23 protein-coding genes are annotated in these 23,498 nt (G+C 58.0%); 14 read left to right on the forward strand and 9 right to left on the reverse strand.

All coding sequences use genetic code 11. From position 1 onward, the window contains the following. The gene (locus VJ464_04895) at positions 1-369 is read right to left on the reverse strand and encodes a hypothetical protein (protein HKQ04443.1); all 369 of its coding nucleotides are present in this window, start codon (positions 367-369) and stop codon (positions 1-3) included. Positions 370-451: 82 nt separating this feature from the next. Here VJ464_04895 and VJ464_04900 point away from each other — a divergent pair, with 82 nt between their 5' ends. The 5 genes from VJ464_04900 (at position 452) to VJ464_04920 (ending at position 5,992) form a co-directional block, all read left to right on the forward strand. Further along, positions 452-1,156, forward strand: coding sequence for an MBL fold metallo-hydrolase (locus VJ464_04900; GenBank protein ID HKQ04444.1), 705 nt, complete (start codon positions 452-454; stop codon positions 1,154-1,156). 218 nt (positions 1,157-1,374) lie between these two features. Beyond that, entirely contained in the window at positions 1,375-2,754 is a 1,380-nt protein-coding gene (locus VJ464_04905) for a hypothetical protein (GenBank protein ID HKQ04445.1), read from the forward strand. An 88-nt stretch (positions 2,755-2,842) separates the two neighbouring features. Beyond that, entirely contained in the window at positions 2,843-3,982 is a 1,140-nt protein-coding gene (locus tag VJ464_04910) for a DegT/DnrJ/EryC1/StrS family aminotransferase (protein HKQ04446.1), read from the forward strand. 70 nt (positions 3,983-4,052) lie between these two features. Beyond that, a complete protein-coding gene (locus VJ464_04915) occupies positions 4,053-4,784 on the forward strand; it encodes an XdhC family protein (GenBank protein ID HKQ04447.1) in 732 nt (243 codons plus the stop codon). Positions 4,785-4,822: 38 nt separating this feature from the next. Continuing rightward, positions 4,823-5,992: an acyl-CoA dehydrogenase family protein gene (locus tag VJ464_04920; GenBank protein HKQ04448.1), complete on the forward strand. Its 1,170-nt coding sequence runs from the start codon at positions 4,823-4,825 to the stop codon at positions 5,990-5,992. Between the two features lie 160 nt (positions 5,993-6,152). Here the strand turns inward: VJ464_04920 and VJ464_04925 are convergent, their stop codons facing one another. Both VJ464_04925 and VJ464_04930 read right to left on the reverse strand, forming a co-directional pair. Beyond that, on the reverse strand, positions 6,153-7,769 hold the full coding sequence (locus tag VJ464_04925; protein HKQ04449.1) for a cytochrome c biogenesis protein ResB: 1,617 nt from the start codon (positions 7,767-7,769) through the stop codon (positions 6,153-6,155). A gap of 243 nt (positions 7,770-8,012) precedes the next feature. Beyond that, on the reverse strand, positions 8,013-8,600 hold the full coding sequence (locus VJ464_04930) for a Maf family protein (protein ID HKQ04450.1): 588 nt from the start codon (positions 8,598-8,600) through the stop codon (positions 8,013-8,015). A 98-nt stretch (positions 8,601-8,698) separates the two neighbouring features. Here VJ464_04930 and VJ464_04935 point away from each other — a divergent pair, with 98 nt between their 5' ends. The 5 genes from VJ464_04935 to lolA all read left to right on the forward strand — a co-directional run bounded on the left by VJ464_04935 (position 8,699) and on the right by lolA (position 12,547). Further along, positions 8,699-8,926 carry a hypothetical protein gene (locus VJ464_04935; GenBank protein ID HKQ04451.1) on the forward strand — a complete coding sequence of 76 codons (228 nt, stop codon included), beginning with the start codon at positions 8,699-8,701 and terminating at the stop codon, positions 8,924-8,926. 69 nt (positions 8,927-8,995) lie between these two features. After that, a complete protein-coding gene (locus VJ464_04940; protein ID HKQ04452.1) occupies positions 8,996-10,201 on the forward strand; it encodes a multiheme c-type cytochrome in 1,206 nt (401 codons plus the stop codon). Between the two features lie 86 nt (positions 10,202-10,287). Then, complete coding sequence (locus VJ464_04945; protein ID HKQ04453.1) at positions 10,288-10,737, forward strand: DUF721 domain-containing protein; 450 nt, start codon at positions 10,288-10,290, stop codon at positions 10,735-10,737. Beyond that, complete coding sequence (locus tag VJ464_04950; protein HKQ04454.1) at positions 10,734-11,681, forward strand: ABC transporter ATP-binding protein; 948 nt, start codon at positions 10,734-10,736, stop codon at positions 11,679-11,681. Before VJ464_04945 ends, VJ464_04950 begins: the two co-directional genes overlap by 4 nt. Before the next feature lie 302 nt (positions 11,682-11,983). Then, the gene (gene lolA, locus VJ464_04955) at positions 11,984-12,547 is read left to right on the forward strand and encodes an outer membrane lipoprotein chaperone LolA (protein HKQ04455.1); all 564 of its coding nucleotides are present in this window, start codon (positions 11,984-11,986) and stop codon (positions 12,545-12,547) included. An 83-nt stretch (positions 12,548-12,630) separates the two neighbouring features. On the opposite strand, the gene VJ464_04960 is transcribed toward lolA, so the two are convergent. From VJ464_04960 to VJ464_04980, 5 genes are all read right to left on the reverse strand, one after another. Continuing rightward, positions 12,631-13,113 carry a hypothetical protein gene (locus VJ464_04960; GenBank protein ID HKQ04456.1) on the reverse strand — a complete coding sequence of 161 codons (483 nt, stop codon included), beginning with the start codon at positions 13,111-13,113 and terminating at the stop codon, positions 12,631-12,633. 36 nt (positions 13,114-13,149) lie between these two features. Then, the gene (locus VJ464_04965; protein ID HKQ04457.1) at positions 13,150-14,502 is read right to left on the reverse strand and encodes a TldD/PmbA family protein; all 1,353 of its coding nucleotides are present in this window, start codon (positions 14,500-14,502) and stop codon (positions 13,150-13,152) included. A gap of 39 nt (positions 14,503-14,541) precedes the next feature. Further along, entirely contained in the window at positions 14,542-15,978 is a 1,437-nt protein-coding gene (gene tldD / locus VJ464_04970) for a metalloprotease TldD (protein ID HKQ04458.1), read from the reverse strand. Between the two features lie 155 nt (positions 15,979-16,133). After that, entirely contained in the window at positions 16,134-16,859 is a 726-nt protein-coding gene (ubiE, locus tag VJ464_04975; GenBank protein HKQ04459.1) for a bifunctional demethylmenaquinone methyltransferase/2-methoxy-6-polyprenyl-1,4-benzoquinol methylase UbiE, read from the reverse strand. A gap of 65 nt (positions 16,860-16,924) precedes the next feature. After that, on the reverse strand, positions 16,925-18,283 hold the full coding sequence (locus tag VJ464_04980; GenBank protein ID HKQ04460.1) for a pitrilysin family protein: 1,359 nt from the start codon (positions 18,281-18,283) through the stop codon (positions 16,925-16,927). Between the two features lie 324 nt (positions 18,284-18,607). Here VJ464_04980 and VJ464_04985 point away from each other — a divergent pair, with 324 nt between their 5' ends. Further along, a complete protein-coding gene (locus VJ464_04985; GenBank protein HKQ04461.1) occupies positions 18,608-19,231 on the forward strand; it encodes a hypothetical protein in 624 nt (207 codons plus the stop codon). 242 nt (positions 19,232-19,473) lie between these two features. Here the strand turns inward: VJ464_04985 and VJ464_04990 are convergent, their stop codons facing one another. Further along, positions 19,474-21,309: an extracellular solute-binding protein gene (locus VJ464_04990; GenBank protein HKQ04462.1), complete on the reverse strand. Its 1,836-nt coding sequence runs from the start codon at positions 21,307-21,309 to the stop codon at positions 19,474-19,476. A gap of 135 nt (positions 21,310-21,444) precedes the next feature. On the opposite strand from VJ464_04990, the gene VJ464_04995 reads away from it, so the two are divergent. Genes VJ464_04995 through VJ464_05005 form a run of 3 tightly spaced genes read left to right on the forward strand, consistent with a single transcriptional unit; the run spans position 21,445 to position 23,463 of the window. Next, positions 21,445-22,161 (forward strand): MotA/TolQ/ExbB proton channel family protein, encoded by a 717-nt coding sequence (locus tag VJ464_04995; protein HKQ04463.1) that lies wholly within the window; start codon positions 21,445-21,447, stop codon positions 22,159-22,161. Positions 22,162-22,183: 22 nt separating this feature from the next. Next, entirely contained in the window at positions 22,184-22,618 is a 435-nt protein-coding gene (locus VJ464_05000) for a biopolymer transporter ExbD (GenBank protein HKQ04464.1), read from the forward strand. Then, positions 22,615-23,463: a TonB C-terminal domain-containing protein gene (locus tag VJ464_05005; protein HKQ04465.1), complete on the forward strand. Its 849-nt coding sequence runs from the start codon at positions 22,615-22,617 to the stop codon at positions 23,461-23,463. Before VJ464_05000 ends, VJ464_05005 begins: the two co-directional genes overlap by 4 nt. Positions 23,464-23,498: the final 35 nt, after the last annotated feature.

Genomic DNA, 23,498 nt, shown 5'->3' on the forward strand with positions numbered 1-23,498 from the left:
TTATTTGCCCCCGGCAAGGACGGTCTCGGCGCGGGCTTTATCCTTGGTGTAAGTCGCGTTTCGCTCGACGGTCCAGTTTGGGCCATCCTGTTTGAGAATGTAGCCGAGATACTCTTTTTGAAAATTGCCTTCACCGGACGCGAAGTTATGGGTTATGGTGACGGCGATGTAGGCTTTGTCGGGCATATTGTCAGCCGGGTGGAAGAAATCGACGACCATTTCACGGATGCCGACACCCTGACTTTGCAGCTTCTCTTCGACGGCTTTGCGCGCCTTCTCTTGTTTCGAGCTGCAAGCGCTGAAGACGGTCAGGAACATGGAGAAAGCGATTAATAGGGTGGTTGTGGTTTTGCTTCGATGGCGGCTCATAGGCTAGATTTTTACCCTAGCCATGCCGCTTTGACAAGCGGCAGGCGCGGGCGGTAGAGCCAGGGAAGTGAGAAAGGCGCTGATGGGCATTTTTATTAAACAGTTGCTGGCCGGGAGGGAATTCGCAGAGACTAATCCCATCGCCGGGCAGATGGCCAATTTCGTTTATCTGCTTGGCGACGACCAGACGCGCGAGTGCATGGTGGTTGATCCGGCCTGGGATGTCAGCGGCATTTTGGATGAGATTGACCGGCAAGAGCTACGGCTTACAGGCGCGCTGGTGACCCACTATCATTCCGATCATGTCGGCGGCGAGCTTTTCGGGCATCATATTGATGGGCTCGCCGAGTTGATGAGATTGCGCCCCGTGAAGGTCTATGTCAACCAGTTGGAGGCTGAAGGCATACGGCTGGTCACGGGGTTGTCGGATTCCGATATGATTAAAGTTTCGGGGGGCGATCAGGTTGAAGTCGGCGGCGAGTCGCTCAGGTTTCTGCATACGCCGGGGCATACGCCGGGTAGTCAATGTTTTCTCATGGGTTCATCGCTGGTTTCGGGTGATACGTTATTCATTGGCGGCTGCGGGCGCGTCGATCTGCCCGGCGGCAATGCCGAGCAATTGTATTATTCTTTAACCCAAGTTCTTGGCAAATTGCCTGATGACACGGAGCTCTTCCCGGGTCATAATTACGCCACGCGCCCAAGCAGTACGATTGGGCGCGAGCGCCAGGAGAATTTTACGATGCGCGTCGGCAGTCTCGCGGAATGGCGGCGGTTGATGGGATAAGTGAGCGAGCCGGCACTCTTTGGCGACGACCTCGACGCAATCGCGGGCAGATAGCTGAGTCTGATAACGTTTCTTAGATTATCTATCATCGGCATCGACTGAGTAGGGTTGGTTGAGTTGAGTCAGTCAGAGTGAAGGCTGAACGGGCTTAAGGTTGTAAGGCTGGGTTTAGTTTGTGCGGCTGGCAGGCAACCCGGGTTGGATTTGAGGCAGCCAGGTTGGATTTCGTCAATTCGGTATTGTCGAGCAGTTCGGTATTGTCTAGTCGGTATTGTCTAGCAGTAAGGAGTAGAAGCAACATGGAAAGGTTTTTCAGGTTGGTTGCGCTAGGGTTGATTATTAGCACCATGGGAGTCTCTGGGTTCAGGCGCGGCGCTGGGGTTCCAGGGGCGAAAGAAGGCATCCTCGCGCGCCTGTCCGAGGCGCGGGCTCTTCTCGCGAATGAGCCGGTTGGCATGCAGAAGGGAATTGTCGGTACTCGCCGCGTCAAAGTGTCGCGGCGTCGCTACCAGGAGGTGCCGGTTATCGGCATTACGGGGCGAGAAATAGCCCTTGCCGTTCTTGATGAGCAAGGGAAGTTTCATGTCGTGCGCGGACTGAAGCGCGACAATCAAGGATTCGAGACCTTGACCCCAGGCTATCAGCTGGTTTTGAGAAGGGAGAATGGGATCAACTCGGAATTTGTTTGTCTCAGCCCGCAGGGCGGTCGCATTCTGGCCATCAAGTACCCTGTGTCGAATGAGCGCGGGCGTTTCGGGGGCGACTCTGAAGTCATTGAAGCGGTCTACACCCCCTACTCTCAGGAGATCGATAGCTCAGAGATGATCAAGCGGGGCATCGAGGTGCAGAGCGGATTTATCAATCAAGCCTATGAGCGCTTGAAGAATCGGCAGGTGCGGTCGCGGGCCTTTGAGGGGCGCCCAATTACAGACGCCATTCCGCGAGAGGTGCTGCGGGTCTTGCTGATCAATGAGCATATAGATCCCGGAGAATTCCGTTCTGCGGATATGGCCGAAGGGTTGGCGCGGCGAGTCTTGACGGTGGTGGCCGCCAACGGCGAGAAAGCTTATGCGTATTCGATCAGCCGGGCAGGTGCGAGAGGATTGGTTCAAATGATCGCTTCCACCTATTCCTTATTATTGAAGCGCTATCCTGAGGCTGGGCTGAAGGCCGATTTTATCGCGGGGATGAGCGATCCGGTGAACGCCATCATGGCACAGGTGCTGTTGTGTGATGCGGATTGGGGGGCAATGCGCTCGCGCTATGCAATAGGGCCGGAGCGGGTTGGCCCATATCTCGCCGCGGCCTATAATGGCGGGGTAGGAAGGGTGCTGTCACTGCTCTCAACGGAGCAGGAAGAATGGATGGCCAACCCGGATTTGAGCCGCCGCCCGGCGCAGACGATAACCCGGCGGATCGCGGTTCGCGGTCGTTCGCGGCGCGGGCGGCTTCAGAAGCGCTATGTCCTGAAAAGCTATGTCGTGCCGATCTTCAGGAACGAGACCAGTAAATATGTCAGCCAGTATCACTGGATCAAGAGCTACCTCGACGCCGGCGCCGCTGATGGCAAACGCGGCAGTGTCGCGGCGGAAAGATGAAGCGGCGCACCGATAGCGCATCCAGCAGGGCGGCGCGGCATAGTCGGCGCGGTGGTTTGAATTAACCTTCCAAAGGAGCTGATAAAACGTGAGCACAGCCGAAATGCGAAAGATTCCGATGCTTGATTTGAAGGCGCAATACCGGAATCTCGCCGAGGAGACAGAGTCTGCCGTAAAGCGCGTGTTGGAGAGTCAGCAGTTGATACTGGGCCCTGAGGTTAAGGATCTCGAAAGGGAGATCGCCGCCTACTGTCAGTGCGAGTACGCGGTAGGGTGTGCGTCGGGCTCGGATGCGTTGCTGCTCGCGCTCATGGCGTTCGACGTGGGGCCTGGCGATGAGGTGATTACCACGCCGTTCACCTTTTTTGCGACTGCCGGCTCGATTATTCGGTTGGGCGCAAAGCCGGTATTTGTCGATATCGATCCGCAATCTTTCAACATGAACGTTGCCACGCTTGCTTCTGCGGTGACGGCCCGAACGAAAGCCATAATGCCTGTGCATCTCTTCGGCCAGTGTGTGGAAATGGAATCGGTCGAGCAGGTGGCGCGCCGCACGGGTGCCGCAATAATTGAGGATGCCGCGCAGGCAATCGGCGCCGAATATTATGGCCGGAGGGCTGGGAGTCTTGGGGATGTTGCGGCCTTCAGCTTCTACCCATCTAAGAACCTCGGCGGTGCTGGCGATGGCGGCATGCTGACGACGAATCGCAGTGAGGTTGCTGAGGAGTTGCGCATGTTGCGAGCGCACGGAGCGAAACGCAAGTATTACCATGATCGCGTCGGAGTCAATAGCCGACTCGACTCGCTCCAGGCCGCGATTTTACGGGTTAAATTCCGCTATCTCGATGATTGGGCAGCGGCGCGGCAAGCGAATGCCCGGCGGTATGATGATCTGTTTGACGAAGCAGGGCTGCGGGAGAATGGCCAGGTTACAGTGCCAAGCGTCGGAGCCGGCCAGCATCATGTGTTCAACCAATATGTCATCAGAGTTGAAAAGCGAGATGATCTGCGTGCTTATTTGAACGGTTGCGGTGTTGGAACGGAGATTTACTATCCGGTGCCGATGCATCTGCAAACCTGCTTTGCGGATTTGGGGTATGCGAAGGGCGACTTTATCGAGGCAGAGAAAGCCGCGGATGAGGCGCTGGCCATTCCTATCTACCCAGAATTGACTGAGGACGATCAGGCGTACGTGGTATCGACTATCGCACGATTCTATAATGGATAAGCCGTGCCCTTCTTAAAGAGAGATTAGCGGCACGAGCGTCTGATAACAACTGATTTAAAGAATTACGCAAATGCGAAAAGAGTTGCTGGTTCGTGTCATCGGGTGGCCTGGTGGGTTGAATCCGAAAAGCGTTGATCAAGAAGATGAGCGCACTCGGTTCTCAGAAGTAGTAATAACATCTGATGCTGATATCGATGATCTAAAATTGCCACTGGCCTTAAAGAATCAATTAAGGGATTTTTGGGGTTCCAGCTCTCAAGTATTATCGGCAGAGATCGCCGCAGAGGATTTGTCGAATTCCAAAATTAAGCTTGTAGCGGAGCGGGTTGTAGAGCGGCGTAGACTAGTTGTTTTTGGAGCCGGGCATGTGGGGCGAAGCGTGGCTTTGATAGGAGCGATGCTAGGCTTGGATGTAACTCTGCTTGATGACCGGCAAGAGTTCTTAGTGCGAGATCAGTTGTCTGACTGGGGAATCCGGACCCGTGTGGTTGACTTTGAGGATATTGGCGATTCGATTGAGTCTCAGGAAAACCTGGCAATTGTTATTGTCACTCGCGGGCACCAATGTGATGAGGCTATTCTTAGGCAAGTGGCAAAGCTTGGTGCCGCGTATGTCGGCATGATTGGTAGCCGGCGCAGGGTCGCCGGAGTATTTCAGCGGCTAAAACACGCAGGGATCAGTCAATCCTTTTTAGATAAGGTAAAGGCACCTATCGGGTTGGAAATTGGCTCAAGCTCTCCTCAGGAGATTGCCGTGGCCATTCATGCGGAGATCATTAAGCATTTTGCAGAAGTAAGGTAGGCTCATAAGCTCTAAAGAGAGATTAGGGAAGGGGAGCTATGGCAGCGAAGTTAACTGACTTTTTTGGACTTGAAGATCAATTGTCAGATGAAGAGCGGCTCGCAATGCAGTCGATCCGCGAGTTTGTTCAGGCTGAGATCAAACCGGTTATTGCAGATTGTTTCGAGCGGGGAGAGTTTCCGCGTGATCTCATACCAAAACTTGGACAACTTGGAGTTCTGGGCGCCAACCTTCCGGGTGATTATGGCTGCGCTGGCATGAATAATGTCGCTTATGGCTTAATCATGCAGGAATTAGAAGCCGGCGATTCAGGAATCCGCAGCTTTGCATCAGTTCAGGGCGCGCTCTGCATGTATCCGATTTATGCATTCGGATCGGAATCACAGCGCCGCGAATTCCTGCCAGCAATGGCAGAAGGCAAACTGATCGGCTGCTTTGGCTTGACGGAACCCAACTTCGGGTCGAACCCCGCCGGGATGGCAACCAGAGCAAAGCAGGTTGCGGATGGATGGCTCCTTAATGGCTCTAAGGCATGGATTACGAATGGCAATATTGCCGATCTCGCTATTGTCTGGGCGAAGACCGAAGACGGAACGATCAGGGGGTTTATCGTCGAAAAAGGCGCGGGGGGATTTTCAGCTAAAGAGACGCATCATAAATTAAGCTTGCGAGCCTCGATTACCTCAGAGCTATCATTTGAGGATTGCTTGATCCCTGAGAATCGCGTATTGCCGGATGCCTTGGGCCTCAAGGCTCCTTTGATGTGCTTGACGCAGGCACGCTATGGGATTGCTTGGGGAGTACTTGGTGCGGCCAGAGACTGCTTTGAAGTTGCTGTGCAGTATGCTAAGGAGCGTGTGCAGTTCTCAAAACCGATTGCTGGCTTCCAGTTGACTCAGGAGAAGCTGGCAAAGATGTATACGGAAATATGTAAAGCTCAATTACTCTGTATGCAGATTGGCAGGATGAAAGATGCAGGGACTCTGAGGCCCGCGCATGTCTCTATGGCTAAGATGAATAATGTAGCCATGGCGCTCGAGTGTGCGCGGACGGCCCGTTCAGTGTTAGGAGCAAATGGAATTGTCGGCGAATACCCGATTATGCGGCATATGTGTAACCTGGAATCGGTCTATACTTATGAAGGCACGAATGAAGTGCATATTCTCGTGCTCGGACAGCACATCACCGGGATCAGTGCTTTTGAGTAGAATTCGAGTAGGATTATCCATCGAGTAGAATGATATCTGTTGAGTAGGATTAGATCAGGCCAGGAGATACATAATATATATTATCAGACGTAATGACTATATCAAGCTTTCCAGTCATCTTGGCCTCCCGGGCTCATCGTCGTCGCTCGCTCGCCTTCCCTTAATCCGCCGTAGATGATTCTCCAACCGTCTTCTGTCTGGCAAGCCCTACCATTCGCAGAAAGGGTTCTTCGAAGCCCTGCCGATTGCGATTCACATTCCCGCCAATAAACAGCTTGCCACCGGTACCGTGACCCGAGGATGGCTCAAATACCGCCCAGAGACGCTGGTGCGAGAAGAAGAAGACACTACATAATGCCAATAGCAGCAGCCCGAATCCAATATAGACAGGCGTACGCCCCGGGTCGTATTGAATCGTTAGCGTATGGGCGCCAGAGACCTTATCAAAACTCTTCAGCAAAACCTTGTAGCCGTTATAGAGTAATTGATTGACGCCACCGTCCTTTGCACGCCGGTCGGCTTCCCCCAAAAAATCGCTCGCGGCTTGCACTCCGAGCGCAAGGACCGTCCGGTGCTGACCGTCAGCCCCCAGAATATCGAGCTCTGCAACGGGCCGGTTATACTCGCCGGTTCTCGTAATGAAGTCACTGCCAGAAACATCGAAATCCGGGTAAAAACCCACATAACTCACCTTACCGATTCCCGGCACATCCGTGACCTGCGGCGCGCCGCTTCCCTTGCGCCCAAGCGTCGCTACAATTTCGCTGCCACCATCCGCGGGCTGAAAGGCGACAGTTATCTCCCGAGCATTCCCTACCGGCGAGAACTGTGATTGGAAGAATCTATAACCGCGATAGTCACCCACGTTATTCAGATGGACCAGTATATCCTTCTGCGTTCCTGCATCCGCTATCCGAATATAGCTCAACCAGTCTATCGTATTCTGCTGATCCAGCCCGCCCTCTGGTCTGATCAGCTTCTGCTGTAGATCAATGCACTCAATCTTAAAAGGCAGGGTCATCGTTCCTGCGCGCGGCCCATCAAGCGTCGACTGCAATGTCGTAAATCTATCCGAAACTCTACCCGGCTCAATCTCCATACTGCCACCAACACCATAGCGATTTGTCAGGAACCCCCCTGTAAAAATGGTTAACAATGCAACATGCACTGCATAGGCTCCAAGGCGATTCCACACACGACGCTGGGCAAAAACCGTCGTCCTCCCTGCTTCCCGTGTAACCTTGACTCTGAAACGTGCGCGCCGCCAGCTCTTCCTTAACTCATCGGCCAGTTGCTCGCCCTCGCCTGAGTAATCCATTTCGGCTGTGAACATCTGCGCGCGAATAAATTTAGGCGAGGCAGTCAGTTTCGGTTTTGAAATGTATTGCCAAGCTGTCGGAAAACGATCAATCGAGGCAAGAATAATATTAAGGCCAGTGATCGCCAACAATAAGGAAAAATACCAGGCATGATAAATGTCGAAAAGGCCAAGCCTGCCATACATCAGCCGTTTTGCCGGGCTCAAAGCCGTATAATACTTCTGAAATCCCTCAACACTCACCTGCATAATCAGCATGCCGATCATGCAGCAGGTCAATAGCATCCCCAGCATCACCAAGCCAAAGCGCACAGAGCTGAGTAACTTTAATATCGAGTCAATAACTGACTCGCTCTTGACTACAGCGGAAGCGGAAGGCGCAATCTGCTTTGCAGCATCAGAGGCCACCGTTGCGATAGCAGAGGATTCCGACCCGACATCTGGTTTACTTGAAGCCATAACTCCCTATTACTTAAACGGTTAAAGTGAGTAGAGACGATTCTTACTTCCCTCTCCAAAGATTCTACCGGGGGCCATTTAGACTGTCAACAAACCATTATTAGACTGCCAACAAACCAATTAGAAGCAGAGCGATGATTCAGATATTCAAATCAGATATAGAGCAGTGATTCAGATATTCAGATCAGATATTAAGACCAATATCACGAAAATCGTTATCAGACACACGTGATCGCAGGGCGATCAGATGAAAGAGTAACCGAGGCGGCGCGCCAGGCGATAGACCAGTGGTAGCGGCAAACCTACGACATTAAAATAGTTGCCGGCCACCTCCTCGACAAACAGAGCGGCCAGCCCCTGAATTCCATAGGCACCGGCCTTATCCATTGGCTCGCCGCTTTTCACGTACCAGGCAATCTCCTGCTCACTCAACTGGCAGAAGCGCACCAGCGTCTTGTCATAATCGGCTACCTCTTGCTTACTCGCCACTTCATAAAGCGCCACGCCGGTCATCACCGCGTGCCAGCGCCCCGCCAGACTCCTCAGCATGCGCGTCGCCTCGGCTTCATCAGCCGGCTTACCGAGGATTTTGCCGTCCAGCACCACGATGGTATCCGCGCCGATCACCAGGCCGCGCTCACGCTGCCGCGCAATGCCGATCACTTTAGCGCGCGCCAGCCGTGTGATATAATCAGCAGGCGCCTCACCGGCATGAGGCCGCTCTTGAACAGGACTCGGTGCCACCTCGAAGTCGACCCCTACGGTGCGTAGCAGGTCGGCACGGCGCGGCGACGAAGACGCCAGGATGATGGGCGATTCTTTGTCGGACATTATAATTCGTTCGCGCGGTTGGCGCTCGCTCTCGACGCCCCGCAGATATGGTCGGCGCCGATCTTCAAGGGCCACTCTTCAAGCGTTGGAGGTTTATCTTGCGTCGTAAGGCATTGCTTTTGGCAACCCTCGTATTCGTCGCCGCGCTGGCGGCGCTACAATTTGGCTGTTCCGGCGCTGAGCCCGCCGGTGTCGACATGACAGCCCCGCTGTCTTTTGATATCAACACACCGAAAATCAAGGAACGTCTCGGCGAAGATGACGGTTATGCGCTGGCGATTCTCTACGGCAGCGATATCCACGGCAGCCTGGAAACCTGTGGCTGACCGAGCCACCCTATGGGTGGACTGGCACGGCGTGTCAGCTATATCAAAGCCTTCCTGCACAGATCAAATATGGAAGTTCCGACTCTCTTCGCCGACGCGGGCAATCTCTTTACAGATGACCGCTTTGCCGGCGACCACTTGCCCGCTGAGGTTATGACAAAAAACCAATGGGTAGTCAAGGGCTACGCGGACTTCCATCAGGACGTCGCCAACATCAGTTTTAATGACCTTCCCTATATCGCCGAGCTTTTCAAGAAAGACGGTTTCGACAAGCGGCAGGAAGAATTTCCCTTCATCCGCCGGCTAGTCTCGGCCAATGTTGAGCCGGCAGACGATGCCCACCTGGCACCGCAGCCGTACCTGATTCGCGAGGTGACGCTCAAACGTGGCGCCGCGGACAAGAAACTCCGCATCGCCTTCGTCGGCCTCACAGAGGGCAAGCCGACCGGCCCTAACCAGGCCGAATCGCTGTACGCCGGCTACCGCATCAAAGACGTATTTGAAACCGCCAAACGTGTCATCCCCGAAGCCAAGCAGAAAGCCGACCTCGTTGTCGTTCTCGCCTACATGACACAAGACATGGCACAGCGCCTCGCAAGCGAGAACCCGGATATCGATACCATGATTGTCGCGCGCCAGCTCAGCCTGATGAACGAGCCTGACCACTTTGGTCGCGCCACGCTCGCCTACGCTTACAACCAGACCAAATACCTCGGCGAGCTGCGTTATTACGTCCGCAGTGACGGCAGCGTCGAAAACCAACTCAACCGCTACGTCGCGCTCGACGCCGACCTGCCGGACGACCCGCAGGCCGCAGAGATCGTTTCGACCGCGCATAATGATTTCACCAACGCGCAGAAAACCAGCATGAACGCGGCGCCGCAGCCGCCGCCCGCGCCCACGTCGCAAGAGTCACCTTACGTCGGCGCTTCGACTTGTATGGCCTGTCATGCCGCGCAGTACGCCACGTGGGAGAAGACTGGCCACGCCCACGCCATGGCGACCTTAGAGCGCAAGAGCCAGCAGTTTGATAATGAGTGTGTGCGCTGTCATGTCGTCGGCTTCAACAACGGAGGCTTCCAGTCGCTGATCTCGACACCGCAGCTCGCCAACGTGCAATGCGAAGCCTGTCATGGGCCCGGCCGCGCGCACACGGCCTCGCCCGCCAAGGGCTTTGGCTTTATGCAGACGCCGGCCGGCTGCGTTCAGTGTCACACGCAGGCCAACAGCCCGGACTTTAATTTCGCCACCTACTGGCCAAAGATTAAACACTAGTTGCCGTTTGTCAGTTGCCAGTATCAATCATACCAATTGCTGGCAACTGACAAACGGCAGCCGATAACTGATAACCGGCAACTGCAATGATGACCAGCTTGCTAAAACTGCTGCCGCGGATGCTGCGCCAGGTCGGCGACTCAGCGGAAGCGCGACAGCAGGCCGCCTTTGCCGCCTGGACGGCGGTCGTCGGTAGCCAGGTCAGAAAAGTCACGGAGCCGCTGCGTATTGAGCGCAAGACGTTGATCGTCGCCGTCACCGATTACACCTGGCGCACGCAACTCGACCGCATCAAGGGGCAGGCGCTATTTCGTCTCAATTCCCTGCTCGGCGCGCCGGTCATCACGGCCATCGAATTCGTCATTAACCCGGACAGCATACGCACTGTCGAGACGACAGCCGACAGCTTCCATTTTATTGCTCCCGAAAAAGCCGCACTGCCGCTGCGCGCCGACGCCGACCGCATCAGCAATCCCGAACTGCGCGACGCCTTCCTGCGCGCCGCCGGCAAATGCCTCGAAAGAAGAGAGAAATGACCGCCCCAGAATCTGCCTGCGAAACGGTGATCGAAATCGCCGGACTCACCAAGGATTACGAAGTCGGGCTCTTTAAAAAGCGGCGCGTCCGCGCCCTCGACAACCTGACGTTGTCGGTTTGCCGCGGCGAGATATTCGGCTTCCTCGGCCCTAACGGCGCCGGCAAGACCACAACCCTCAAGCTGCTGATGCGCTTGATCTACCCGACGAAGGGGACGGCGCACATCCTTGGCCACCCCATCGATGACGTCGCCACGCGCGCGCGCCTCGGCTACCTGCCCGAGAATCCTTACTTCTACGATTACCTTTCGGGGCGCGAGCTGCTTGAATACACCGGGGCGCTTTTCGGACTCGGAAAAACTGCGGCGCATGAGCGCGCAAGCGAGTTGCTCGAACAGGTCCGCCTTGATAAAGACCGCGCAGACCGCCAGCTGCGCAAATACTCAAAGGGGATGCTCCAACGAATTGGCATCGCCCAATCCCTGGTCAATGACCCCGAAGTTATTTTTATGGATGAGCCGATGTCGGGCCTCGATCCCATCGGCAGGCGTGAGATCCGCGACCTCTTACTTGAGCTCCGTCGCCAGAACAAGACGATCTTCTTCTCGTCACACATCCTCTCTGACGTCGAAATGCTCTGCGACCGGGCAGCCATCATGACTGCCGGCAAATTGCTGCGCTGCGGCACCGTTGCAGAACTCACCACGCAGGACGACACCGCGCTTGAGCTCGTCGCCATAGGCATAGACTCTGCGACATTCGAAGCGCCCGCGAAATCAATCGCCTCCCTTTTATCGCTCAGCCCAACACCCAACGGCGTCCAGCTCATCATCCGTGATGAGGCCGACGTCGAAGGCACTCTGGCGCTGATTCATCAACACGGCGGCCACCTCCTTTCAATCAACCCCAAACGGCGGACGCTTGAAGACATCTTTGCCGGATGACCGCCACCCGCCTTATGCGATTGTCAAACCATACATTGTCAGAGCAATTATCAAAGCGAAAGAAACAAAATCGCTGCTCCAACAATTGCCGCTCGAACATGGGATTGGGATCAAACTCCGAAAGCATAAGCAGGAGAAGAAACAAACAATTCGGAAACGTTATCAGACGGTGGTCTGTTGCAGCCGCGGTCATGAGAATTGGCTTGTATGCCATGCTAGCAACACTGGGCCCCCTGGCTACCGCTGCGCCGCCCTTGTTGAGCAGGCAAACGGCACCGAATCTCTCCGCCTTAATAGAAGGGTTGCAAAGCAAATACTCGCGCATGCAGGGACTCGCGGCGGATTTCACACAGGCCTATTTCGGCGCCGACGGGCGCGCCCTTCAAGAGTCCGGTCACCTTGTTCTCAAACGACCGGCGCGCGCGCGGTGGGAGTATACGCAGCCTGAGAGGAAACTCTTTCTTTCAGACGGCAAACAAATCTACTTTTATGTCCAAGGCGAGAAGCAGGCGACGGTGACCTCCGTCAAAGCCTCAGCCGACCCGCAGATTCCCTTCCTCTTTCTCCTCGGACGCGGCAACCTGCGGCGTGACTTTCAGCGCATCGAGCTGGCCGCCAATGAACACCCCGTTGATGCCGGCAACCTCGTGCTGCGGCTCGTCCCGAAACGCGCCCCCGATGAATTCAAGCAGCTCTTGGTCGAGGTCTCGCCCGCTTCGCTCGCCGTCCGCCGCATGGTGATCTTCGAGCGCAATGGCGCACGCATGGACTTCACCCTCTCGAATATCCGCGAGAATGTCGTCGCCCCCGAAAGCGATTTTCACTTCACGCCGCCGCCCGGAGTGACGCTCCGCAAGGCGCAATAATAAGTCTCGGGGATCAGCCGATTCGGCCAGTTATTTGAAGCGGCGGCGCTCTGCGCGACTGCCGCCCGCGGCGGATTCTCGCCTCATTGGGTCTTCAGACTATAGACCTCTATGGTCATGTCTTGAAGCTCGTCGGGGTTGGGGATAGGTTCAAAGGAAAGGTCAAGCCGCGCCGATTGCCCCGGGCCGAGCGGCTCGCGCAGCGTCGGGATGACCGTGATGAGCTTTTCTTTGACGACCTGCGCGTTCATATCTATCGCCGCCATACGCATCTGTAGCCCATTTATCGTTCGATTGCCGGCGTTTTCTAACGTAAAGATGAATCGCCCATAAAAGACGTTCAGCCGCTCGCCCTTGCGCTTCTCAATGCCGCTCACTTTTACCGAACCGATGTAGGAATCGAATTCCGGCGTTCCCGCGCGGGCGAATTCCAGCGGCGCTTGCTTCTTGCTCATCGAGGTCACGATGACGACCAGCGCGATCACGGCGAGGACCGCGATGCCGCTCATCAGCATGATCATTCGCGAACGATCTTTCTCGACCTTTCCGGCCGGTTGCTCAAACATGTCATCCTTCTCCCAACGGTCGCCGCTGGCCTGCAATCAGGCGCTGATCGTCATCCGGTCAATTAACAGCGTCGGCGCGGCGACACTGCCGCGAAAGTCCAGGTCGTTACCGATCATCTCGATGCCGCGTAGCATCTCTTTAAGATTGCCCGCGACCGTCACCCCCTGGACCGCGAAAGTCAGCTCGCCGTCTTCGATCCACAATCCGCCCGCCGAACGTGAATAATCGCCGGTGACGATGTTGACGCCATGGCCGATCATCTCTGTCAGGTAGAACCCGCGGCCAACCGACTTAATGATCTCCGCGGGGCTGTGGGCGCCGGCTTCGACATAGAGGTTGCCGGCATCCACCGTTGGCGCCCCGACCAGTCCCCTTGCCGCATTGCCGGTTGATTGCAGCCCCAGCTTACGCGCCGTATAGCTGTTCAGTAAGTAAGACTCCAATCGCCCCTGTCGGATCAACGCCGTGCGCCGCGTCGGCAGCCCCTCGCCATCGAAGGGTCTTGAGCCGAGCCCGCCCTTCATTCTTCCATCATCAACGACCGTCAATTGCGGGCTGGCCACCTCTTCGCCGAGCTGGCCGGCCAGAAAGCTCGCCCGGCGGAAGATCGATTCGCCTGAAACCGCCTCGAAAATACTCCCCAGCAGGCTCGCCGCCATGCTGGGGTCGAAGACCACAGGCACCCTCTGCGTCGGTACGCTGCGGCCATTCAATTTGCGTAAGGTCCGCTGCGCGGCGACGCGGCCAATCGCTTCGGGCTCGGCCATGTCTTTGAGCCGCCGCCGCGCGTCGTACCAGTAATCCCTCTGCATTCGCCCCTGGTCGTCAACCGCCACCGGCACCGTCGACAGGCTGATCAACGTCCCCTCGTATTCGCCCGCAAAACCGAGCGAATTGGCCAGCACCACCGTGCTGCGCGCCGTCTCCAGGCCGCCGCCGTCGAAGTTGACGATGCGCTCGCTAGAGGCTTGCGCCGCGCGCTCGGCCGCAAGCGCCATCTCGATCTTCTCTTCGGTGGTTAATTGCTCGACCGCTTCATCGTAGATATCCAGGTCGGGCCATTGGCGCGCAAAATCGCCGGCTTCAGGCAATCCCGCGCTCTCGTCCACGGACGCCGCCCGCGCCAGCTCGATGGCTTCATCGAGCAGCCCCAACACGGCTTCTCTGGAAAAATCCGAGCAAGACACCGAAGCCTGCTGTCCAGCGATGAGGACTCTCAGGCCCAGGCCATGATCTACTGATTCCTTGATCTTTTCGACTTCGCCGAGGCGAACACTGACCGCAAACTCTTTGCGGCGACTCATCACCACTTCGGCGGCGCTGGCGCCGCGCCTGACCGCTTCTTCGGCCAGCTCCTGCGCCGCCTCTTTCATCAACTCGAATCGCATCTTTGTAGCCAGAGCCGCTTGCCGGCCGTCGGCGGGCATCTATGCGCGTGTGCCGCCGACCGTCATCTCACTGATCTTGATCGTCGGCAGGCCAACGCCAACTGGAATCATCTGGCCTTCCTTGCCGCATATGCCGACGCCGAGGTCGAGCTCCAGGTCATTGCCAACCGCCGTGACCTGCTTGAGCGCTTCCGGACCATTCCCCCTGAGCGTCGCGCCGCGCACAGGCGCCGTCACCTTGCCGTCTTCAATCAGGTAAGCCTCCGAGGCAGAAAAAGCAAACTCGCCGTTGGTGATATCAACCTGGCCGCCGCCGAATTGCACGGCGTATAACCCGCGCCTCACTGAGCGGATAATCTCTCGCGGGTCGCTGTCGCCCGCCAGCATGAAGGTGTTGGTCATTCGCGGCAGAGGGATGTGCTTATAGCTCTGTCGCCGCCCGTTCCCGGTTGCCGCATTGCCCATCAATTCGGCATTCAAGTGGTCGCTCAGATAGCCGCGCAGAATGCCGTCTTCGATCAACACCGTGCGCTCGGTCGGCTGGCCCTCATCATCAACGTTGAGCGAGCCGCGCCGCCCCGGAAGCGTGCCGTCATCAACCACCGTGCATAATTCCGAAGCGACGCGCTCGCCCAGCCTGCCGGTGAATGCCGAAGAGCCTTTGCGGTTGAAATCCGATTCCAGCCCGTGGCCGACGGCTTCATGCAGCAGAATCCCCGGCCAGCCCGGCCCCAGCACCACTTCCATCGTTCCCGCGGGGGCCGGCACCGCTTCGAGCTGGATGATCGCCTGCGCCGCGACCGTCTGCGCCATCGCCTGAGGCGTCAACGCGCCTTCGAAGAATTCGATGCCGACGCGCCCGCCGCCGCCGCCGCGCCCCGCCTGCCGGTTGCCATCGTCGTCGGCAATGCAAGTCATCCCCATGCGCGCCAGCGGCTGCACGTCACCCACGAGCCGCCCGTCGGAGGTCGCGATCATCACGTACTTCATCTCGTCGTGGACGCCAACCTGCACCTCGCGAATGCGCCGGTCAAAAGCCCGCGCCGCTTCATCGGCCTGCCTCAGCAGCTCGATCTTGCGGCCCAGCTCGACTGAAGAGAGCGGCGCCTGCACGTCGTAGAGGTCGCGCGCCATCGGCGTCGCGTTGACGCCAATCTGTTCATTCGTCCCCGTGCCGCGGGCGATGAAGCTCGCCGTCAGCGCCGCCTGGCCTATCGTGTCAAAGGCAATCTCCGCCGTATAGGCATAGCCGGTCTTCTCGCCTGCGATGACACGCACGCCGACACCCTGAGCGACAGATCGGGCGGTTGATTTGATGATGCGCTCTTCGAGCGCCACACTGTTATTGACGCGGTATTCGAAATAAAGATCGGCGTAATCGCCGCCACGCGCCAACGCCGTTGCCAGCAGGCCTTCGATCTGCCCGACGGTCAGCCCAAAGCGCGAGAGGAAAAAGCGGATTGCATCGTTGGCCATTTTTAGATTTTGGATTTTAGATTTTCATAGCTTGGCGCTACGCGCCGGCGATTTTGGATTAAGGAATATTCAGATAAATGACCGGCTCTATTCTGCCAATCTAAAATCCAAAATCGCCGGCGCGTAGCGCCAAGCTATGAAAATCTAAAATCGAGCTAGGGTTTGTCGCCCAGATGAACCGCGGCAACGCCACCAAAAAGATTGTAATAGTTGACGCCCGAAAAACCAACCGCACGCATCATCGCCGCCAGCCGCTGCTGATCGGGAAATTGCTGCACCGATTCCGGAAGGTATTGATAGGCGAATGACGAGCCGCTGACGGCGTTGCCGATGCGCGGCAGAATTTTCAAGAAGTAGAATTGGAAGAGCTGTCGGAAGACTGGCACCACAGGCCGCGAGCATTCTAAGACCGCCGCCCGCCCGCCCGGTTTGAGCAGGCGGAAGATTTCTTGCAAGCCGCCTTCGACGCTCTCCAGATTCCTCAGGCCGAAGCCGATTGTCACCACATCGAAAGACGCATCGGCAAACGGCACATTTAGCGCATCGGCTTCGATGATCGAAACGGTTCGCGCCGATGATTTCACCTTTCGCAGACTGATCCGCAACATCGGGTGGCAGAAATCAACCCCGCAGGTCTCCGCCAGTCGCCCGAGCTCTAGCGCCAGGTCACCCGTGCCACAACAGAGGTCGAGGGCTACCGACCGCGGGCCCTCTAAGCGGTCGGCCACACGCCTGACCACGGACCGCCGCCAGCGTTTATCGATATTCAGCGAGAGCGCGTGATTGAGGAGATCGTAGCGCGGCGCAATCTCTGCGAACATCTGTCGGACACGCGCCGCCTTGCCCGACGCCTCTGGTTTGGAAGGTTGAGATGGAGTCATTTGTCATCGGCCATTCGCCATCCTCTGCCGATGACAAATGACAACAGAGATCGCCTCCTGCAAGGTCAACGCAGCAACGTCACCGTGCCGAGTTGCTTCGCATCGGCCTCGAGGCGCGCCGCAGGGCCACTGATGGCGACGACCAGACCGGCTGGCTTGAGGTATTCGCGCGCCGCCGCCTGGATGTCAGCCGCCGTCACCGCATTAACCCTCTCGGCGTAACGCAGTAGATAGTCGCGCCCCAGCCCGTAGCTTTCGATGTCGAGAATGACGTCACCGAGCGCGGCGTTGTTGCGCAGGCGCTCGCCCATCGCCGCGATCATTCGAGACTTCGCCGCCTCAACCTGTTCGAGCGACGGCGGCGCCGCTTGCAGGCGCGCCATCAGTTGGGTCACGCTTTTAACGTTTTCAATCAGCTTGTCGGCAGGCCCATTGACTTCGACGATCAGCGGCCCTGCGAGCACGCGGGCCTCTGCCTTCGCCGTGGCGCCGAGGTTGGCCTGCGCCAGAAGCTGATTGAAGATGTCAACCGCCATCATCGCGGCGAAGTAATCCGCGGCGCGGCGCGATACGCCCGTCAATGTCATTAACGCATGGCCTTCGGCGGCTTCCGGGCGATCAGCCAGCAGGACGCGATTCGCGCCCGCCGCTTCCGAGCGGCGAAAATTCGGCGGCACCACATCGCCCTTCTTCCAGGCCCCAAGACGTGCGCGCGCCAGCCGCGTCACCTGTTCGGCGGCGGCATCGCCTTCGACCAGCAGCTGGGCGTTGTTGGCGATGTAAAAGCGCGAGTAGAAGTTGAGCAGGTCAGCCCGCCCGATCTGCGCCAGCGACTCGGCGGTGCCGGCAAGCGGTCGCCCATACGGGTGGCTGCCATAAACCGCTTCGAGCGCCTTGCGCCGCAGCCATTCGTTTCGATCAGCCGCTTCCTCCTTGACCGCATTGACACGCTGAGCCTTCAAGGCATCAAGCTCTTTTTGATCGAACGCCGGCGCGACCAGCAAGCGACTTAACAGGTCGAACATGCCGTCGAGGTCATTGGGCGGGCCGCTGATTACAATATCCGTGTTATCCCAGCCGACCGTCACCCTGACGGTGAGGCCGAGCTGCTCGACCGTCTCGCTGACGTTTTTCGCCGCCAGGCCGCCGCCGCCGCGCAGCAACATTCCCGCCGTAATGTCTGCGAGCCCGGCCTTTCCGGCCAGATCGAACAGGCCGCCGCTGTTAATTCGCATGCGCAAGGTCACACTGCCGCTGCCGGGCTGCTCAATAACGATCAATTGAAGCCCGTTGAGCAAGGAATCCCGTTTGGCAATCGGGAGGACGAATGGCGATGACTGCGCGGGCTGACTCCCCTGCCCTGAAGGCTTCTCTGCGGCTCGCAATGAGCCGGATACGAACAGACTGAGAACCAACGACCCCACAACTGCAAACTTCCGCTTCAGCAAAGAAACCTCCAACTTGTGCCCTTAAGATTTTGCATTTGAGTGTAGCGATGAACTATAGAGACCGTCAACCATCTATGCTATACTCGCCCCTGTTGCCCCCTGCCGAAGTCGGTGATCGCTATGGTCCGATTACCCACTTCCGTTGTCCTGATTTAACCACTACGACTATTTGGCGACGGCGCGAGCCGGTCGTCCGCCTGCGGCCCCCGCAGACGAATCACCGGAGACAGAGAACTCATGTACTGCCCGACTTGCGCGACTCAAGCTGTTGAAGGGGCAAAATTCTGCAAGACCTGCGGAATGAATCTCAACGTCGTGACGCAGGCGCTCAACGGCGAGGTCATGGTTACCGATCCGCTGCGCGACCGCGAATTCAAGCGCGCCCGCAAGCAGGTCAGCGAAGGCATTCACGGCATCTCTGTCGGCACGGCCTTACTGGTTGCCGCCCTGCTGCCCTACATCCTCAACAAGACGGTCGGCCTGCCACTGAATAACTACCTGATGGCGCTGGCCCTGATTTTTGCGCTGGCCGGCATCATCAAGCTCTTCCGCAGCGTCGGCAGCATCATTGACGCGAAAGTCGGTCAGAAACTCCTCGACCCCAACCTACAGCCACGCGCGACCGGCAACCTCAGCGCGGCCTCGGGGTCTGCCGGGCTTGCGCCTCCAAAATCGAGTCAGCGCTTGCCCCAGGAAGCCAACCGCAACGGGGTGGCCGCGCCGGCAAACACGCGACCCGTCAGCCTGGAGGCGGCTGCCGAGTTAAAACTCGCCGAGCGCAACTCACCCCTTCCTCCCCTGCCGACCGGCACGCTCGACGAAGCCTTGTTGCGCCAGGGCACAGGGCGCATCAACCGCGAGCGCTCAACGCCGCTGCGCCGTCTTGAAAAAGATGACGACCTGATGTCGAAACTCCGCAATTAGGCTTCAACCAAGCCGCGCCGGCTGCGCGACCTGGCTGCGCGACCTGACTGCCGCCACCCTGGCCCGGCAGTTTAACTACTCGTCGCGGTTTAACTACGTTTAACTACCAGTCTCAACAAGAATCATCAAGAATCAGCAGCAAGAATCAGAGGACCCGCAGCAATACAGCCGACGTTATCAGACGGAGGTTGATCGCCGCGCAACCCCCTGCCGGTACTTGCTGTGGGTGCGATTCGCTCGATTCACCTTGATTTGATCTCCGTCCAGTAGCGGTCAAAAGTTGTTATGGCCGCGCCGATTTCCTGGATCAATTCACAGCGCCCAAGAGACTCGCGCGGCGGGTAGGCCGCTTCATTCGTTAATAGCTCGGGCCGAATGTAAGCCCGTGCCGCCAGGTTCGGCGATGAGTACCCCGTCCCGTTTGCAATGTCGGCTGCCGTCTTCGCCTCCATCACGAAGTTGATAAAGGCGGCCGCCAGCGCCCGGTTCTTTGCGGCGCGCGGTATGCAGAGATTGTCCACAAACATCGTGCAGCCTTCCTTGGGAATGACGTAGCCGATGTTACTATTTTCGGCCATCGCCTTGGCGATCTGCCCGCTGTAGGCTTGCGCGACCCACACGTCGCCCGACAACAGCAGTTGATCGAAGCCGCCGCTGTCATAGGCTTTCAACAATGGCTTCTGCCGGATCAGCAAATCCGCCGCCGCGGCGAGGTCTTGCGGCTCTGTGTCGTTGAGCGATTTCCCCATTGACTTCAAAGCCGCGCCGAAGGTTTCGCGGACGTCATCGAGCATCGCTAGCCGGTCTTTGTAACCCGCGTCCCATAGCGCCGACCAGCTCTCTATCGGCCCGGCGACTTTATCCTTCCGATAGGCGATCCCGGTCGTCCCCCACATATAAGGGATGGAGAATTGATTCGCCGGGTCATAAGCCAGGCCAACAAACTGCGGGTCGAGGTTTGAAAAGTTGGTCAGCGGGTCCCGATCAATCTCTTCGATCAAGCCCTGCCCTTTCAGAATCGTCACCATGTAATCGCTCGGCACGACAATGTCGAAAGTCGCGCCGCCCGATTGCAGCTTGGCGAGCAGCGCCTCGTTGGAATCGTAAAGCTCGACGTTGATCTTCGCATCATAGCGACGCTCAAACTCGGCAATCACATTGTCGGGCAGGTAGTTCGACCAGATGTAGATGTTCAGCTCGCCGCCCCTGGCATTGTGACCCTGACCGCCGAGCGCGAAGACGACCAGCAACAGCGCCGCGACGGCGCCAGAGGCCACCGTCCAGCGCGTTTTTCGGCCCGCCGCCAGCCGGTCGGAAATCACTACCAGCAAGACCGTCACCGCCAGTAAGACAGTTGAGATGGCATTGATCTCCGGCGTCACGCCGGTCTTGACCATCGAATAAATCTTCAGCGGCAAGGTCGCTGCCCCCGGCCCTGCGACGAAACTGGTGATCACAAAATCATCAAGCGAGAGCGTGAAGACCAACAGTGCGGCTGATACGATGGCCGGCAGCAACAGCGGCAATGTGACCTTCGTAAAGGTTTGCCAGGGCGTCGCACCCAGGTCCATCGCCGCTTCTTCGAGCGTCGCATCCAATCCCGCGGCGCGCGCCCGCACAATGAAGATCACGTACGAGATTGAAAACGCGACGTGCGCCGCCACAATCGTGCTGACGCCGAACGCCCAACCGATTGCCCCGAACAGCGCGGCGGTCGAAAAGCCAATGACAATTTCGGGGATGATTACCGGCAGCACGGCCAGCGCCTCTGTGGCGCGCCGCAAGCGCACGCGGTAACGCGCCAGGGCGAGCGCCGCCGCGCTGCCGATGATTGTTGCCAGCAGCGTCGTTATTAGCCCAACAATCAGGCTCATTCGCAGCGCCGCGATCAGCCCGGCGTCCTGCCAGGCGAGCTGATACCACTTCCAGGTGAAGCCGCGCCAGACGGTGCTGAAGCGCGAGCTGTTGAAAGAGAGCCCGACGAGGACGAGGATGGGCGCGTAGAGGAAGAGGTAGGTCAGGCCCGTGACCAGCGACAGCGGGCGCGGCAATCTGCGTTGGCGGTTCGATTGGCCCACGGCGAATCACTATCATTGACCGTGGCGCGTTCGTCAAGCGAACGATTAACGCCAATCACCAAAGGGCTGAAGTTTGACACTCGCGAGAGCCGCGCACTAGAATGATATGGCAGTTGATTACAAGGAGAACGAGCATTGACGATACCGGGAGGATTTCTCTTTTCGTTGCTGCAATCCGCGCCGACGCCCCGCAGTTCTCTGGTTGAGTTGCTCCTGCGCGCCAGCCCCATCGCCAAAGCGGTCCTTATCCTCCTCGTGATTTTCTCGGTCTATTCCTGGGCAATCATCATCACCAAATGGCTGTGGTTGCGGCGCGCCGAGCAGGCGACAGGGAGTTTTCTGTCGCGCTTTCGTGGCGGCGCTAAACTTTCGGACCTTTATGGCGAAGCCGAGAAAAACGAAAGCCCCATCGCCCGCGTCTTCCTTGCCGGTTACGACGAGATTACCGGCCAGTTGGACGAGGCCGGCGGCCAGGTGCGCAGCCTCGATGCGCTGAGCCGTGTGCTGCAATCGGAGACCATCGCCCAGGTTAGCCGCATGGAACGCAGTTTAAGCTGGCTGGCGACAACCGCAAACGCCTCGCCGTTCATCGGACTGTTCGGCACGGTCGTCGGCATCATCATCGCGTTTCAGGGACTCAGCACGGCGGCGGGCTCTTCGATACAGGCCGTCGCTCCGGGCATCGCCGAAGCGCTGATCGCGACTGCCGCCGGCATTGCCGCGGCGGTGCCGGCGGCGATCTTTTACAATCAGTTTCTCAACCGCGTCAAAACCCTGACGGCGACGCTCGACCGCTTCTCGCTGGAACTGCTGAACCTGGTCGAGCGCCATTACGCTAAAGCGAAGCTGTAAGGCAGCAGACGATCAGAGCAGAATGGCTTTTACTGACAATCGAGGACGCACGCAGACATCGCTCTCCGAGATTAACGTCACGCCCCTGGTTGACGTGATGCTCGTGCTGTTGGTGATCTTCATGGTCACCGCGCCGATTCTGCAAACCGGCATCGACGTCAACCTGCCGAAAACCCGCGAGAGCCGCGCCGAACAGCCGAAGCTCAAATCGGTCGTCGTCAGCATTGATAAAGACGGCAACATCTACCTCAGCACCCAAAGCGAAGCCAAGCAAGTCAACGTCAACGACCTGCCGGCGCTTCTCACGGAAAAGCTCGGCGAGGCCGGCGAGCGCAAAGTCTATGTCCGCGCCGATGGCGACACCGCCTATCGCATCGTCGCTTACGTCCTGGACCTCGCCAAACAAGCCGGCGCCGAAGTGAGTCTGGTCACAGAGCCGACGGTGAAGAAGAAGTGAGCGCGAGACGACAACGCATTGAATCGGAAAACGGCATGACGCCGCGCCTCGGCGTCGCCATCTCCCTTGCCCTGCACGGTGCCATCATAATCGCGCTCTTGCTTGCCACTTCGCGCTGGATGACCACCGAAATCGTCGCCGCCGGGCCGGGCGAGGGCGGCGAAGGCGGCGGCGGCGCGATTGATGTCGGCGTCAGCGACCCTTCGGCGATTCTCGGATTCGCCAAGCCTCAACCCATCTCGCAAATCGGCGACCGCGACAACGCCGTCAACAACGCCAACGTCGAGCACAAGCCGCGCGACGAGGAAACCGAAGACGTCGTCCCGCGCACGGACAAAGAACCGCTCGATCCCAAATCGCTGAAGACCGACAAGCCTGTGGTCAATCAGACGGAGCGCATCTTTACCGGCAAAGAAGAGCGCGGCAAGACCGATCCGACGACGCCGCAGGTCGGTCGAACCTATGGCACGCCGACGCCGACAATGAGGGGCGGCGTCGCCATCGGCTCGGGCAGCGGCAGCGGCGCAGGTCTGTCGGGAGGCACTGAATACGGGGGGCGCATTCAAGCCATCTTCAGCCGCAATTACAACCCGCCGCAGGCCGATGCGCCAGCCGTGCAAACCGTCATCATTTCTATTCGCATCAGCCGCGATGGCCGCATTCTCGACGTCGTGAATGGCCGCGTCAATCCGTCGAGCATTCGCCAGCGGGCGCAGATGGGGCAGGTCAATTACGCCGCCGAGCGTGCGATCATTGCCTCCGACCCGCTGCCGCCTGTGCCCTCTTGGTTCAAGCCCGAGGCCGGCACTTTTGAAGTCAATCTTATTTTCCGTTACCCGAAATGATATGCTGTAGGCGCGCCGCCGAGCGCACCGGTTCT

The sequence above is a fragment of the Blastocatellia bacterium genome, assembly GCA_035275065.1.
GTDB lineage: Bacteria > Acidobacteriota > Blastocatellia > UBA7656 > UBA7656 > DATENM01.